Annotated in this window: 10 protein-coding genes; 2 read left to right on the forward strand and 8 right to left on the reverse strand. The window is 65.6% G+C overall.

Annotated elements, in window-relative coordinates; all coding sequences use genetic code 11:
- Positions 1–2: 2 nt before the first annotated feature.
- The 5 genes from GR167_RS11215 to GR167_RS20355 form a co-directional block, all read right to left on the reverse strand.
- Complete coding sequence (locus GR167_RS11215; RefSeq protein WP_160973578.1) at positions 3–1106, reverse strand: DUF2793 domain-containing protein; 1104 nt, start codon at positions 1104–1106, stop codon at positions 3–5.
- A 104-nt stretch (positions 1107–1210) separates the two neighbouring features.
- On the reverse strand, positions 1211–2149 hold the full coding sequence (locus GR167_RS11220) for a glycosyltransferase family 2 protein (protein WP_160973579.1): 939 nt from the start codon (positions 2147–2149) through the stop codon (positions 1211–1213).
- A 93-nt stretch (positions 2150–2242) separates the two neighbouring features.
- Positions 2243–5047, reverse strand: a complete 2805-nt coding sequence (locus GR167_RS11225) for a glycosyltransferase (protein ID WP_160973580.1) — start codon at positions 5045–5047, stop codon at positions 2243–2245.
- A 10-nt stretch (positions 5048–5057) separates the two neighbouring features.
- Complete coding sequence (locus GR167_RS11230) at positions 5058–5654, reverse strand: hypothetical protein (RefSeq protein ID WP_160973581.1); 597 nt, start codon at positions 5652–5654, stop codon at positions 5058–5060.
- 140 nt (positions 5655–5794) lie between these two features.
- Positions 5795–7228: a nidogen-like domain-containing protein gene (locus GR167_RS20355; protein ID WP_160973582.1), complete on the reverse strand. Its 1434-nt coding sequence runs from the start codon at positions 7226–7228 to the stop codon at positions 5795–5797.
- A gap of 189 nt (positions 7229–7417) precedes the next feature.
- Between GR167_RS20355 and GR167_RS20145 the strand changes: the two genes are divergently transcribed.
- The gene (locus tag GR167_RS20145) at positions 7418–8881 is read left to right on the forward strand and encodes a calcium-binding protein (protein ID WP_212769932.1); all 1464 of its coding nucleotides are present in this window, start codon (positions 7418–7420) and stop codon (positions 8879–8881) included.
- Positions 8882–8933: 52 nt separating this feature from the next.
- Here the strand turns inward: GR167_RS20145 and ilvD are convergent, their stop codons facing one another.
- From ilvD to GR167_RS20150, 3 genes are all read right to left on the reverse strand, one after another.
- The gene (gene ilvD, locus GR167_RS11245; protein WP_160973583.1) at positions 8934–10775 is read right to left on the reverse strand and encodes a dihydroxy-acid dehydratase; all 1842 of its coding nucleotides are present in this window, start codon (positions 10773–10775) and stop codon (positions 8934–8936) included.
- Positions 10776–10886: 111 nt separating this feature from the next.
- Positions 10887–12452: a CAP domain-containing protein gene (locus GR167_RS11250; RefSeq protein ID WP_235915926.1), complete on the reverse strand. Its 1566-nt coding sequence runs from the start codon at positions 12450–12452 to the stop codon at positions 10887–10889.
- A 177-nt stretch (positions 12453–12629) separates the two neighbouring features.
- On the reverse strand, positions 12630–14615 hold the full coding sequence (locus tag GR167_RS20150) for a hypothetical protein (RefSeq protein WP_212769933.1): 1986 nt from the start codon (positions 14613–14615) through the stop codon (positions 12630–12632).
- A 169-nt stretch (positions 14616–14784) separates the two neighbouring features.
- On the opposite strand from GR167_RS20150, the gene GR167_RS11260 reads away from it, so the two are divergent.
- Positions 14785–15405 carry a hypothetical protein gene (locus tag GR167_RS11260; protein WP_160973584.1) on the forward strand — a complete coding sequence of 207 codons (621 nt, stop codon included), beginning with the start codon at positions 14785–14787 and terminating at the stop codon, positions 15403–15405.
- The last annotated feature ends 41 nt before the right edge of the window (positions 15406–15446 follow it).

The raw sequence follows: 15446 nt of genomic DNA on the forward strand, positions 1-15446 counted from the left end.
CCTCAGAACCAGTGGCCGATGGCAATAAGCTGTGCCGTCACCGACAGGTCGCTAACATTGTCGGTAAGCCGGAACGCGTTGATGTTTCCCGAGGCGAATACAGACGATCCCAAGGCCACCAATACGATTGCCCGTTCATAGGCTGATCCGCCGCTTGCCTGGGCCATGCCGGACAGTTTGGGGGCGACCGCGAAAACCGCGGGATAGGTCCAGACAGAGGTGCTGGTCAGATAAGGCGCGGAACGCGTGCCGCTACCAACCGCCAGAATGCTGCCCAGGGAAATGCTATGGGTGCAGATCTGGGTGCCGTCGGCGAACCGGACATAATCGCCATTGGCGTTGCTGCCCCGTTCGATCACTCCGCCGGTGGGCACGCCGCCCGATTGGCCGACGACGCCCAGCAGATTCCCCGGGCCATAGCCGTAATCGGCCCGCATCAGGCGGCCCGGCGTAACGTCCTCGGCGCTGGCCTGCACCGCCGCGCCGGTCATGGTGCCGTCGGCAGGGTTCAGCGTCAGCGCCTCGGTCCAGCTGCTGCCGTCGGGGGAAACCTTGACGTGCAGGCCGATATCGCCCGCCAGCCCGATTTCGGCATGGCCGGTCCAGCCCGATTGAAACAGCACGGATGCGGCATCGCCCGCCGTCGCCTTGTTCAGCACCATCCGGTGATCGGTCCCAGCATGGCTGAACAGGCTGGCGTCCGAGGCCACCGACAGCCGGTTGGTGGCATCCGCCGTGGTTCCGATGCCCAGCCGGTTCACCCCGTCCAGCAGCGGCTGCCAGACGCCGCCGCGATACACCCGCAATTCCTGCTCGGCCTGTCCCCAGGCGCGCCAGCCCTCGGCCGGAGTCAGGAACAGCCAGGCGGTGCCGTCCCAATAGGCCAGCGCATCGCCATGCCCGGCCCAGGCGCTGGTCGGCGCCGCGCCCAGCCCATAGATGGCGCCGGCCACCGGCGATACGGGCGGGTCGGTTTGCGCAAATCCCTGCAGGCAAAGCTGCGTTGCCGCATCCAGCTGCTGCAGCGCTTCGTTATGGGTGACGTGTTTCTGGGCCTGGGCGGGCTGCAGATAGGGCAGCCCCAGCCGGGGAGAAAGTGATGACATGAGACATTCCCGATGCGGCGGGCGCGTGGCCCGGTTCGGCAAAGGGTTCTAGCGCCGACGCCTTAACGCTTTCGGACCGGACCGTTCGGGAAAGGCCGGGGGGATCAGATCCGCCGCAGCAGCGCCGCCAGGTAAAGCGACAGGCTACCCTGCATGCCCTGGCGGTAAAGCCCGGTCCGCCGCACCATCAGAAGCCGCCGCCAGACCGAGCGGTTGCGTTCTTCCGAGAAGGTGCGCAGGATGTGCCGGTTTTCCGCGGTCAGCCGGTGCGCCGAGGCATTGAGCGCCGCGATATTGACCGTGTTCCAGCGCCGGAACCGGCCCGACACCAGCATCCTGAGCCGCGTCGTCTTGGCCTGCAATCCGCGGTTGGCACCGATGAGGTTGCCACCGTGCTGGCGGTACAAAAGCAGTGGCGCATCGTCGAAGATCACTTTCCCGCCTACACCGGTGATGATCTGGTAGATCCACCAGTCGTGTACCACCAGCTTGCGCGCCTCGGCCGCGGCATCGCGCAGCAGGTCCAGCGCGGCACGATCCAGCATCATCGTGTTGCCGCCCGCCACGTTCTGCACCAGCGCATGGCGGAAGGTGGCCGGGCGTTTCAGCCCGCGCGACAGCCGCCGGTTGCCCAGGTCTTCGTCGCATTCCCAGCTGCGGCCGCAGTAAAGCAGCGGCCCGGGCGTGGTTTCTTCTGCCAGCGCGCGCGCGCCGCGCTTCAACTTATCGGGCAGCCAGACATCGTCCTGATCCGACAGCGCGGCGATATCGATCCAATCGGGGCAGGCCCGCAGCAGGCCGAGGAAATTCTGCGCCGCACCCCGGCAGGGGCCGTCGATCAGCTGCACGTTCAGGTCCAGATGGGCGGCGGCGAAATCCTCAACGATTGCGCGGGTGTCGTCGCGCGATCCATCGTCGCTGACCAGGATCAGCGAAGGCGGAAGGCTTTGCGCCGCGAAGCTGTCCAGCTGTGCCAGCAGCCGTTCGGCGCCGTTATAGGTCGCCAGCAGGATCGCAATTTTAGGAACCGCGTTATTGTTCACAAAAGGCCCTTTCCGCCAATCAATTTGAGGCTATAGCCCTATTCCCCCCGCCGGTCCATATGCACCGGCGGGGTCCCGCTCAAACCGCTTATCTTACCCCTGCATCGCCTGTTCCTGCAGCAGCCGTGCCCGGCCGCGCGCCGCCCGGCTGAGCGCGGGCAGCTGGAACCGGGCCGCTTCCAGCGCCAGCACCGCATTGGCGGCGGCCTGGGTGTCGTCGGCGGGGACCACGAAACCGCTGACGCCGCTTTCCACCAGCGACGGCGGCGCGCCGCGCCTATAGCAGATCACCGGCCGCCCGGCCGCCATCGCCTCCATCACCGTGCGGCCGAAGCTTTCGGCGAATTTCGACAGGCTCATCACCACGTCGGCCTGTTCCAGCGCCGCCACCGGGCTGGCGGCATAGTCGCGGAATTCCACGTTTTCGGGCAGCGGCTGCATCAGGTGCAGGTCCTGTGTCGCTGGGCCGATCAGGCGGAACCGGATTGGCCGTTCGGCCTTCGCCACGATCCGCGCTACGGCCAGGAAATCGGCCAGCCCCTTCTTGGCGATATTGCTGCTGATCAGCGCCACGTTCAGCACCTCGTCCGGCGCGAAGGGCAGCTCGAACAGCGCTTCGTCGACCGAATTGGGCCGGATCGCGATCCTTTCGGGACAACCCAGCCAATCGGCCGCCACCTGCGAGGTGACGATGAATCGGTCGGCCCGCTCAAGCAGGATTTGCCGCAGCGTGTCGGCATCGGCGCCCAGCGTCCAGCACAGCGCGCTGTCCTCGGCCGGCAATTCGCGCAGGTGCAGCACGCTTTTGACCCCTTCGGCCCGCGCCGCCAGCAGCGGCGCGTCCATCACCATCGTGTTGAGGTGGATTTCCGCCGGGCGGTACTTGCCGATCAGCGCCCGGATCGCCTCGACGGTCTGCTGCGGCGGTTGGCGCAGGGCGTGCATCCACATCTGCGGCAGCATTTCCACCGCCGCGCTGACCTGCAGCAGCCGATCCAGATAGTCGGTGTTGCGCAGGGCGGGCAGCACCACCACCGGGCACAACCCGCGCTGCACCATCCGTTCCAGTACGCCAAACAGGCTGCGTTCGGCGCCGAACAGCGTTTCGCCGGTCATATGGGCAAAGACCATCACCCGAGGCGCTTCTTCCGGTGTCGTATCGGCCAGCGCGCCGGCAAAGCAGGGCAGGGGATCAAGCCCCTGGTCCCGCCCCACGGTTTCGTAATGCACAAGCGGGTTTTCGTCCGGGCTCAGCCCCTGCGCGCGTCGGTATCCGCCGGTGCTGAAACCGGGGCCGGGATCGCGGTTTTCCCGCGCGCCTGCCATCAGGTAATGCCGCACCGCACCGATTTCGGAATGCATCACGTCGGCGTTTTGCAGCCGGTACCAGTCTTCGTCGAGAAGCGGCGAGTCATGCAGCAGGTCATAATCGGTCTGCGGCCCCTGCGGGTCGCCCAGCCCGATGTCTTCCGGCACCCGGAACGGGCGGGTTTCGGGGACCTGCGGCAGATAGAGATCGGCGGGGCTTTCGGCCCGCGAATGCCACTGGTGCACCGCCTCCATGTAATCGCGCCGCAGGCCGCGGAACTGGGTGCGCAGATGGGTGGCGCTGCGATTGGTCAGCGACTCCGGCGCGCTGCGGCCGAAGGCCAGCGGCAGGCCGGGACAGACCTCTTCGATCGCCCTGGGGCCATAGGCCTGGATGACACGGTAATAATATTCGGTATCGGCATTGACCCGCACCCGGTCCCAATACCCCAGCTCGTCGCGCAACCCGGCCCGGATCATCATCGAGGACACGTTGCGGTAAACCCAGCCTTCCTCCATCCGCCAGCGGCTCATATCCAGATCGTTGCTGACCCGCACCCAATGCGACAGGCAGGCTTTCAGCTCCGGCTTGGCGATCAGCGCCTGCGCCTGCATTTCGATCTTCTGCGGATGCGACCAGTCGTCGGCGTCATGCACGGTGATGAAATCGCCCTTGGCGGCGGCGAAACCGGTGTTGCGGGCGGGATAGGCGCCCTGGTTCCGCTCATGCGCGATCACCCGGATGCGCGGGTCCTTGGCGGCAGCGGCGCGGGCGATGTCGAGGCTGTTGTCGCTGGACCCGTCATCGACCACCAGGATTTCCAGCCGCGGCCAGCTTTGCGCCTGCAGTCCGCGCAGCGCGGTGGGCAGGCCGCCGGCGCCGTTGAACACCGGCAGGATAACGCTGACCAGCGGCAGGCTGGCTGGATCGGCACCGGACCAGGGGGCGGGATCGGCCTGCAGCCGGTCGAACAGGGCGCCGTCGCCCTCGGCGATCTGCACCGGGGCCAGGTCGCGCGGTTGGTAAATCCGCAGCAGGCGGGCGGCAAGACCGGCCTCCGGCACGCCTTGCGCCTTGTCGATCAGCAGCCCGGCCAGGTCGAAATCCGGCCGTGGCCCGAACCGTTCGATCCCGGCGGCCAGGATCGTTTCGGCACCGGCCCGGTCGTCACAGCCCAGGCACAGCTGCACGCCCAGAAGATAGGGCCCGGGATGGCTGATCACCCGGGTGCCGACGGGATCGGCGTAGAAGGTCAGGATCGCCTTGCGCGCCTGCTCGGGTGACTGGTGTTCGTGATCCCACCGCGCCAGCACCCAACCGGCGGCCGCCCGTTCCAGTACCGGGCCGGTTTCCAGCAGAGCCCGCAGCGCGGGCAGTGCTTCTGCCTCGTGGCCGCGCCACAACAGCAGGTCCAGCTCCAGCGCCTGCACCGGGCGGCCCTGCCGCCCTTCGGCCCGGCCGAACCGGTCGTAATGGGTCCAGGGATCGGTCCCGGATTGGCGCACATCGGGATAGGCCTGCAGATACCAGACGGGATCGAAATCCTCCGGCCTGTCCGGCCGTGGATCAGAGGGGGCGAACTTGCTCATTTGCTTGCCGTCAGGCCCTGGGGCGGCCTTCGGCCTGACCGAAGGCCAGGTAATGCACCAGCGCGGGCCATCCGGCCTCGGCGACATCGGGATTGGCCAGGTAATAGGCCATGGAATTGAAATCCGGCCCCGGGTTGCGCCCCTCGAAGGCGCCGGCGCGGATATAATGGTCCTTCGCCGATATCCGCGCATGGGCGACATCGGGATAGGTCTGCAGATACCATCCGGCATCGAAAAGCGGGCTTTCCGCCAGCAGCGCGGCCTGTTTGCGGAACGGCGGAACGCCCTTGCACGGACGCCTTTTGGTGGTGCCGGATTTGGCATGCTGTAGTGCTAATTCGACCTTGTGGCGGCGTTCGACATCGGCGCTGCCCGGGGCGGCTTGTGCCACCGGCAGACTCGCATTTGCGATCGCCGGGGGGCTGTCGAACTCGCCGCCCAGCTCTTCCAGTTTCGCGGTCAGCATCGCGATCTCGCGGAAGCGATCCTCCAGCATGTCCCGCAACGCATCGATTTCAGCCCGCAACAACTGCTGGATTTCGGCATGGCTTTGGGCCGGGGTCATTTCAGTGGTGGTGGCTGTGGGCTGCGCTTGGGATTCCGGCATGGGAAAAGCGTCTCCGTCTCTTGTATTTCAAATATCGTATCGATTCATCTGCACGGAGATGTAGCATTAAATACCCTGCGGGACACCTGCAATTGCGTCTCTTTCCGTCACCGCCCGTCGGGCCGGAGAGCATCCGCCGTTCAGCCCAGCAGGTCATGGACCGTGTCGCCCAGCAGCAACGGCAGGTGATCCAGGTCGCCGCCATCGACCAAGGCCCAAAGGATTTGCCCGGTCGGGCGGTAGATCACGAAGGCTTCCTCGACCGAGGCCGACCCGGCATTGGGGGTGCGGGCGATATTGACCTGGAAATCCGCCGCCCTTGCAGAGCCGCCGAATTGCAGCCTGTCGCCCTCGGTCAGGGTGAAGTCCTGGATCCAGTCCGACCCGTGCCCGGCCACGCCGAGATGGAAGAACACATCGGCCCCCGCACCGCCGTTCACCCGGTCATAGCCATAGCCGCCATTGATGAAATCGTTGCCGTCGCCGCCGAACAGCAGATCGCCCCAGGCCTGCGCGGTCAGGTTGTCGTTGCCCTCGCCGCCCAGCACCGTATCGGCGCCGAAACCGCCGATCAGCGTGTCGTTGCCCCCATCGCCGCGTAATTCGTCATTGCCGTAACCGCCCTCGATGGAATCGTCGCCCAGCCCGCCATAGATATTGTCGCGCAGGTCGTTCACGCCGCCGCCGCCGCGCAGCCAATCATCCCCGCCCAGCCCGATCAGCTCATCCGACCCGTCGCCGCCGGTGATCGTGTCGGGCCCTTCGCCGCCCTGCAGGCGATCGTCGCCATTGCCGCCGTTCAGCACCAGCCCGGCCGGTCCGGGATCTGGGTCCGGATCCGGGTCTGGGTCGGGATCCGGGTCCGGATCGGGCGGCGGGTCGGGTTCCGGGTCGGTCAGGACCAGCCCCTCGACGGTCCCGTCGCGCATCTCATAGACCCACAGTCCGGAAACGCCGCTATTGCCCAGGCTGTCGGGCAGGGCCCTCAGCCCGGGATCGTTGGCGTCATCGAACAGCCAGGCTGCGCCCTCCTGCAGGTCCGACACCAGTCCCGCCCGCGCCCCCACGTCCAGCACCCCGGTGCCGATGGTCCAGTCGATCCGTTCATAGCGGAACACGATATCGAAATCGCCGCCGCCCCGGTCGATCAGCTGCAGCTGGAACAGGTTGGTACGATCGGCAATGCGCCGGTAGACCCCGACATCGGCCCAGGTCACCGTCAAAGTGTCGGACCGGGCATCCAGATCGACCCAGACCGCGCCGCTTTCGGCGCCTTCGCCGTCCAGCCTGGTATCGACATCGCCCCAGAACGGCGCGATCAGGTCCAGCGCGGGCAGGGCGTTGTCGGCGGTGGGATAGGCTGCCACCGAGGCGCCGAAGGACAGCGTGCCATTGGTGTTCACATAGATGTCCGAGACGTCGTAATGGGTGCCGAAATAATCCAGCCCGCCGGCGAACAGCCCGTCCGGGTCCAGCGCCAGCGATCCGTCGTCGCTACGCGGCAGCATGATTTCGCCATAGCCTTCGGCCCCGCCCAAACCCGTTCGGGCGGTGCCGTTCCCGGTCACCGGCATCGAAAATCTCCTTTGCCGCAGCCTGCCACGGCGGCGATTGACAGGGGGTAAAGATCGACCGGGCCGGGCGGCCTGCCGGGCGATTTCTTGTCTCGGATTTTAACCAAGAACCACAAACCGGTCACAAAACCGGTCCCGCCGCGCCGTCGCCGCCTGCCAGGCTGAAGGCACCGAATGCGGAGAACCGGGATGGAGCATCTGAGATTGCGCACCGTGCTGAGCGCCGGCAGCCTGCCGCGCTTCGACGGGCTGTGGCCGGGGGGCGAGGCCGCCACTTTCTGGGCGGGCAGCAATTCCAGCGGCGGGATGTACCGGCTGGTGCTGGAAACCGGCCGCGCGCCGCGCGCCGATCTGGCCGCGCCGGTGGTGGACGGGACGGCCTTCACCTTCGCCGATCTGGAACAGGTCGGGGACAGGCTGTTGATTACCGACGGGGTCAGCGGCCTGATCCGTCTTTATGACTGGTCCGACGCGGGCGGGCTGAGCAGCGAGGGCCTGTTGCGCGACGGGCAAAACAACGTCCTGCGGCTGGATCAGACGATGGTGATTTCCGGCACGACCCCCTATCTGGTCGCGGCCAATGCCGGTCAGGATACGCTGTCGCTGTACCGGTTGGACGCGGATCGCGGCCGGGCGAGTTTGGTGGATGTTGTCGCGGACACGCCCAAGGCGCGGCTGGACGGCGTGACGGACCTGCTCAGCCTGCAACTGGGGACGCATGAATTCATCCTCTCGGCCTCTTCGGCCGAGGACGGGCTGACCTGCTATGAGGTGACCGATGCGGGGCTGGTGTTCGTCGATACGCTGGGGCCCAAGGACGGGCTGTGGAACGACGGGTTGGAGGATATCGCGCTGATGGAGGTCGGCGGCACAACCTACGTGCTGGGCGTCTCGGCGGGCAGTGGCACGCTGGCCTCGGTGCGGGTCAATCCGATGGGGGTATTCTTCGTTGCCGATGTCGCGCTCGACGATCAGACCACCCGTTTCGGCGGCGCCCAAGCTCTCGATACGTTCGAGGCGAACGGGCGCAGCTTCGTCGTCGCCGGCGGCAGCGACGATGGCGTGGCGCTGTTCGAATTGCTGCCCGGCGGATTGCTGTATCATCATCAGAGCCTGGCCGAGGACGGCACTTGGGACATCGGTCATATCCTGGCGCTCGAGGCCGAGGTCGTGGGCGATGAGCTGCAGATATTGCTGGCCGGGTCGGACGCAGCGGGGCTGGCGCAGCTGGTGCTGCCGCTGGGCGATCTGGGGCAGCGCATCGCGGGCAATGGCGGCGCCAACCGGTTGAACGGCACCGATCGCGACGACCTGATCCTGGGCTATGGCGGCAGTGACCAGATTTTGGGCGGGGCGGGGGACGACACGCTGTTCGCCGGGGCGGGCAGCGACAGCCTGACCGGCGGTGCGGGCGAAGATGTTTTCGTCTTCACCGCCGATGGCATGCCCGACCGGATCACCGATTTCGAACCGGGGACCGACCGGATCGATCTGGATGGCTGGGGCCGCGTTTACGATGTTTCGGCGCTCGACTTCACCTCGACCAGCTGGGGCGGGCGCATCCTGTGGCAGGACCAGCGGATCGACATCTATCTCGACAGCGGCGCACGGATCGACACCGATATGTGGGGACCGGACGATTTCCTGTTCTGACATGTAAAAGGCCCGCCGGGGGCGGGCCTTGTCATGTTTGTTTGGTGCCGACTTATTCGTCGCCGGGGATGATCCGTACGCCGCCCTTGGCCGCCGACGACGCCAGCATCGCGTAAGCTTTCAGCGCGGTCGATACCGCGCGCGGGCGGTCTTCGGCCGGTTTCCACGGCAGCGGCCCCTTGGCGGCGCGGCGGGTTTCCAGCACGTCGTCGCCAACGGCCAAGTTGATGGTCCGGTTCGGGATGTCGATTTCGATCATGTCGCCGGTTTCCACCAGCCCGATCAGCCCGCCTTCTTCGGCTTCAGGGGACACGTGCCCGATCGACAGGCCCGAGGTGCCGCCCGAGAAACGACCGTCGGTCAAGAGCGCGCATTTCTTGCCCAGGCCTTTGGATTTCAGGTAGCTGGTCGGGTACAGCATTTCCTGCATCCCCGGACCGCCGCGCGGGCCTTCATAGCGGATCACCACCACTTCGCCCGCATCGACCTTGCCGGTCAGGATGCCGTTGACCGCATCATCCTGGGATTCGAACACCTTGGCCGGGCCGGAGAATTTAAGGATCGATTCATCCACCCCGGCGGTTTTCACGATGCAGCCGTCCAGCGCGATATTGCCGTAGAGCACCGCGAGCCCGCCATCCTTGGAAAAGGCGTGTTCGACATTGCGGATCACGCCGCCCTCGCGGTCGCGGTCCAGTTCCTTGTAGCGGTTCTGGGTGCTGAACGCCTGGGTGGTGCGCACGCCGCCGGGGGCAGCGCGGAAGAATTCGTCGACCGCCGGATCGTTGGCGGTCATGATGTCCCACTTGGTGATCGCTTCGGCCATGGTTTCGGAATGCACCGTGCGGGTGTCGCCATGCAGCAGCCCGCCGCGGTTCAGCTCGCCCAGGATCGCCATGATGCCGCCCGCGCGGTGGACGTCTTCCATATGCACGTCCTGTTTCGCCGGTGCGACCTTGGACAGGCAGGGCACCTTGCGCGACAGCCGGTCCATGTCGGCCATGGTGAAATCGACCTTGCCCTCATGCGCGATGGCCAGCAGGTGCAGCACGGTGTTGGTCGAGCCACCCATCGCGATGTCGAGCGACATGGCGTTCTCGAACGCCTCGAACGTCGCGATCTCGCGCGGCAGCAGGCCCTTTTCCTCGCCCTCGTAATGGCGCTTGGTGATATCGACGATCCTGCGCCCGGCTTCGAGGAAGATTTCCTTGCGATCGGCATGCGTAGCCAGCATCGACCCGTTGCCGGGCAGCGCCAGGCCCAGGGCCTCGGCCAGGCAGTTCATCGAGTTTGCGGTGAACATGCCCGAACACGATCCGCAGGTCGGGCAGGCGTTCTGTTCGAATTCGGCCACCTGTTCGTCGGTGTAATGATCGTCCGCCGCGACCACCATCGCGTCGACCAGATCGACCGCCTGTTCCAGGTCGTTGATGGTGACCTTGCCGGCCTCCATCGGGCCGCCGGACACGAAGATCACCGGGATGTTCAGCCGCATCGCGGCCATCAGCATGCCGGGGGTGATCTTGTCGCAGTTGGAAATGCAGACCATCGCGTCGGCGCAATGGGCGTTGACCATGTATTCGACGCTGTCGGCGATGATTTCGCGCGACGGCAGCGAATAGAGCATCCCGTCATGGCCCATGGCGATGCCGTCATCCACCGCGATGGTGTTGAATTCCTTGGCGACGCCGCCCGCCGCTTCGATTTCGCGCGCGACCATCTGGCCCAGGTCCTTGAGGTGCACGTGGCCGGGCACGAACTGGGTGAAGGAGTTGACCACCGCGATGATCGGTTTGCCGAAATCGCCGTCGGTCATGCCTGTGGCGCGCCACAGCCCGCGTGCGCCGGCCATGTTGCGGCCATGGGTGGAACGTCTGGATCGGTAATGCGGCATCTGCGTGTCCTTCGTCTGCGGCCTCGTCTCAGGGCGCAGGGATAGCGCAGAATGTCGGCCAAGGGCAATCGGCAAGTGTTGCCCCTGGCCAGTGATGCTTGTGGGCGGCGGTTACGCCAGCAGGTCGTGGACGGTATCGTCCAGCATGATGTTGATGGAGCTTTGTCCGCCGCCATCGACCAGCGCCCAGAGGATCTGCCCGGTCGGGCGGTAGATCACGAAGGCTTCCTCGACCCCGGCTACGCCGGCATTGGCGGTCTCGGTGAAATTGACCTGGAACTGATCGAGCGTGGCGCTGCCACCGTAGACCAGAACATCGCCCTCGGCTGCGTTGTAATCCTGGATCCAGTCCGACCCGTGGCCCGCCACGCCCAGGTGATAGAACTGGTCGGCACCGCTGCCGCCATTCGCCCGGTCGTATCCGAAACCGCCATTGATAAAGTCGTCGCCATTGCCGCCGAACAGTACATCACCCCAGGCCTGGCCAGTCAGAACGTCGTCGTCGTCGCCTCCGATCACGGTGTCTGCGCCGAAGCCGCCGATAATCGTGTCGTTGCCGGCATCGCCCCTGAGCATGTCGTTGCCATAACCGCCGTCGATGGAATCGTGGCCCGTGCCGCCATAGATATCGTCGCGCAGATCGGAGCTGTCGCCGCCGCCGAACAGGAAGTCGTCGCCATCGTTGCCGATCAGCGTGTCCGACCCGTTGCCGCCGGTCAGGCTGTCATTGCCGCCGGCGCCGTCGAGCTGGTCATTGCCGGAATCGCCGGTCAGCGTGTCATTGCCGTTGCCGCCGGTGCGTTCGATCGGAGTGGCGGTCGTGGCGTCGGCGTAATAGCCGTAAAGCTGGGTGTTTTGCGTGCCCATCGCCACCTGGTAGGTGGCGGTTCCGACAATGGTGCCGCCGCTGAAGGTGACGGTATAGGTGCCCGGGTCCAGCGCCAGCTGATACCCGCCGCTGTCCCAGCTGGTGGTCGTGGTGGTTTCACCGCCGGTGGAGGTGGCGGAAATGGTCACCCCGGACAGCCCTTCGCCGGCATCGTAGAAACGGTCGCCGTCCTGGTCGCGGATCACCACGCCGCGCAGCACCGGCACGTAATCGGACCGGTTGCCGAAATCCTGGGTCACCACCAGCGGGCCGACCTGGGTGCTGGAATCGGTTTCGGTCTGTGCGTCGATCCCCACTTCGGTGAAGGCCGAGCTCAGGATCGTGTTGCGGTGGCCTGCCGGGTCCTGCATGCCGCCGGGGCCGTTGCCCCAGTCGATATAGAAACCGGCATGGGCATAGATCGGGTCATAGGAATAGGCGTAGATGTTTTCGCCCACCGTCCGCGCATTGTCATAGCCGGCGGCCACGACGCGGTCCCAGATCTCTGCTTCGCCGGTCAGCACGTGGGCCTGAGCGTCCTGTGCGATCATCAGATCGGTATGGCCGGTCGCGGCGCTTGCCAGGTCGGAATTCCAGGCCACCGGCGCCAGCGGATCAATCCCCTGCAGCTGGCGCAGGAACATGTCCAGGTCGACCCCGAAATAGTCCAGCGCGTTGGTGATCTCGTCGGTCACCCCGGTGCCGCTGGCGGCGTCGGAAATCAGCCGGTCGAATTCGCCTACGGGATCAAGCCGGGCCCGGTTGATCAGTTCGAGAATTTCCTGTTCGACGGCAGTGGGTGTCGTCATTACTTGGTACTCCTACGTTTACGTTGTGGAGCACCGCTCATGCCCCGAACACCTAGCGTTGGTGAGTTTGCTTTAAGAACGTCTCAATTGCTGTCATTTTAGTTCTTTTCACGCCCAGATTGCGGCCATAATGGCAAAAATCGGTTTGCTTGAGAAGTCCGGGGGGAAATCGGCGGATCATTGCCGGTTTTCGGGGTGCTCGGACCGCGGCATCGCATCGAGAAGCGCTGCGCTGCGGGTGATCAATTCCCCGAACCGCGCGCGTTGGGCCGCTGTGCCGTCGATCGTTCCGTCGGGTCGCAGCCGGATCGTGTCTTCGACGGTCGGCGCCGCCTTGCCATTGAGCAGGCGGCGGACTTTGCGACGGGCGCGCTGCAGCAGTCCCGGCGCGCCTTGCGCCTCCTTGGCGGCGGCACTGGCACGCTCATCGGTCGCGGAGGGGTAAACGCCGCTTTCGCGCTGCGTCCGCGGCGTCTGTTCCGGCGGCAGGTCTTGCAGGTGCAACTGGATGAAATGCGCCGATTCGCCCGGATCGAACAGCGATTTCTCGAACTCGGTGTTGTGGCATTTAACCCCAGGGCCGACCCCTGCGCCGCTGCGGATCACCGGTTTGCCCCGCTCCAGCCGGGACGTCAGCCCCTTTTTACCCCGGGGAATAACGAAGCGGCCCGCGTCGCTGCCGAAACTGTCGATCAGGACGGCGGGAATGGCGGAAAGGCCGCCGCGCTCGGCCAGCTTGTCGAGAATGCGCTGGTCGGCGATCCAGCTGCCATCCGCCTCGACCCAGATCAGCCGCTCGTCGGCGGCGATCATCGTCATCCAGCCGCTGCTTGCCTCGATGGCGGCGAACAGGTCCGGATATTGCGCCCGGTCATGCAGGGCGTCGCGATCCCCCTCGAAGCGGAACACGCAGCTGCGCCCGGCCAGATCCTGCAATTGTTCCAGCACCTCGGGGGCGTCGGACATGTTGTCGGCGATGATCAGCCCCTCATAGCCCACGATGGCGGCATGATGGGCGACCCAGTCGGACAAAGCGGGGTCGTTGCGGGTGTGCAGGACGATCTTGAACGGGGCGGGCCGGGCGCGGATGGCCGCGGTGATGGCCGCACTGTCCTGCCGCCAGAGGGGCAAATCGGTGGCGGGCTTTGGCGCATCTTCGGATTCCGGCTGCGCTGCCATGAGATCGGTGGTCAGGCTGCGCCCCGCGGTCAGCCAGAACTTCCCCTTGATGTCGTCGCGGAACATCGTCACCCCCTCGGCGCTGGCCGGGGTGATGGCGAAACCGGGTTGCACCGGCGCGCGGCGCTTGGCCAGTTCAGCGTTGCGGAGGTCGAAATGGGTCTTCAGCCGGTCGAATTCTGCCCGGGTGAACAGGCATGGATTGACGTCCTCGCCGTATTGCTGGCGCAGCACCCGCCCCATCCGGTCGACCAGTTCGGTCGGCGCGGGGTCGGGATCGGACAGCATGTTGGCCGCCCAGCTGGCCAGCGACAGCGGCGAGATATTGGACGAGGCGGCGGTCATCTCGGCCAGGGTTTCCGGAGACACCGAGACGCCCAGATGGGTCAGCAGACGGCCCAGGATGCCGCCCTCGGCGCTGCGGCAGTCGTTGAAATCGAAAAGGGTGATTTCCTCCGGCGCGAAAACGGCTTCCAGCCGGTCCAGCAACAGGTTGTAATCGGCCCAGAGCCCGGCGAACAAGCCGCGCTTGAACGTGGGCGGCAACAGTTTGTCCGGTTCCGGCGGTACCCGGTTCTTCGACAGTTCCAGATAGACCGACTGCATGAATTCCCACTGGGTGCGCAACACCGCGATAACCTCGATTTCATCGAAGCCGGACAGGGCGCTGCGCAGCGCGGCGTAATCGACGCCGCCCTTGGGTTCGCCGCGGGAAAATTCCTCGCTGCTCAGGAACACGGTCACGTCGCGGTTGCCGTATTGCTTGCCCAGGTCACGCAGGGTCTCGGTGCTGCCCTTGGGCAGGTGATAGACCTCGGGCAGCGGTACCCAGTCGCAGACCAGCCCGTGATGTCCGGTGATCTGATTCAGCCGCGGATAGATCAGCCCGTGTTCTTCCAACTGCGGCGCGAAGGCCCAGAACCGGTTCTGGATCGTGGTGGTCGCGGTTTTATGGGTGCCTATATGCAGGACGACCTTGGACACGGGGCTGCCTTTTGAAAAAATTCCCTCATGGCGATAACGGCCCGTTTGCTGGGTGTAAATACCCGCCCGATCCCGGTCCGGCGAAGCGCTGCCGATCCGTGGCGATAGTCATGGACAGGTCTGGCCGCGGTGATCATAGTCGAGGCAGTCGACCGCAAAGGAGCGCAGCATGAAAACATCTGTACGAACCGGACCGGGATTTTTTCTTTTCCCGGCGCTGATCGTCCTGGCCTTCTGCGCCCTGATCGCAGGAGCAAGACAAGGAAACGCCATGGGCAGCCCGAACAGCAGTACAATCATCGATGTCGCACTTCCGGGCGGCTGGGCCGGGGTCGAGGGCGCGGTGGCGCGCGACGACGGCAGCGCCTTGACCCCGGGGCAGATGCGGCTTTACCGGGTCGTGGGCGACGGCGCCGGTCTGCCCGGGTCGATCCAGCAGCAGGCGGCGCTGATCCGGCGCCTGGCCGAAGACCTGCCGCCGCTGGACCCACTGACCGACATAAGCGCCCGTGCCGAAGAGCGGGGTGCCGGCATTACGGCGCTGTCCCTGGCTGCCTACGGCAGCGGCAAATACACCCGGCCGAACCGGATTCTGGCGATCGGCGCGGGCAGTGACCGGCCCGGTTTCGTTCTTGTCCGCATCGCCGAGGACGCCCCCGACGCGCCCGTAGCGGCCAGTTTCTATTGCCTCGGTTCCGGCGGAACGATCGCGCTTTCCCATCTCGCAGGGGTTCGTCCCGAAAAAATGATCGAGATCAAGGACGTGATCTGCCGGGAAGGTTTTAAGTAAAAATTACGCTGCGATTGCAGGAGTTGCCCTTAGACTGCCCG

This window comes from Thalassovita mangrovi, from assembly GCF_009857745.1.
GTDB classification, from domain to species: domain Bacteria; phylum Pseudomonadota; class Alphaproteobacteria; order Rhodobacterales; family Rhodobacteraceae; genus Thalassobius; species Thalassobius mangrovi.

What these genes read in the sequence shown, in the direction of transcription:
- GR167_RS11215 (WP_160973578.1), bottom strand. Translation starts at nt 1,106, where the DNA reads ATGTCATCACTTTCTCCCCGGCTGGGGCTGCCCTATCTGCAGCCCGCC.
- GR167_RS11225 (WP_160973580.1), bottom strand. Translation starts at nt 5,047, where the DNA reads ATGAGCAAGTTCGCCCCCTCTGATCCACGGCCGGACAGGCCGGAGGAT.
- GR167_RS11230 (WP_160973581.1), bottom strand. Translation starts at nt 5,654, where the DNA reads ATGCCGGAATCCCAAGCGCAGCCCACAGCCACCACCACTGAAATGACC.
- GR167_RS20355 (WP_160973582.1), bottom strand. Translation starts at nt 7,228, where the DNA reads ATGCCGGTGACCGGGAACGGCACCGCCCGAACGGGTTTGGGCGGGGCC.
- GR167_RS20145 (WP_212769932.1), top strand. Translation starts at nt 7,418, where the DNA reads ATGGAGCATCTGAGATTGCGCACCGTGCTGAGCGCCGGCAGCCTGCCG.
- ilvD (WP_160973583.1), bottom strand. Translation starts at nt 10,775, where the DNA reads ATGCCGCATTACCGATCCAGACGTTCCACCCATGGCCGCAACATGGCC.
- GR167_RS11250 (WP_235915926.1), bottom strand. Translation starts at nt 12,452, where the DNA reads ATGACGACACCCACTGCCGTCGAACAGGAAATTCTCGAACTGATCAAC.
- GR167_RS11260 (WP_160973584.1), top strand. Translation starts at nt 14,785, where the DNA reads ATGAAAACATCTGTACGAACCGGACCGGGATTTTTTCTTTTCCCGGCG.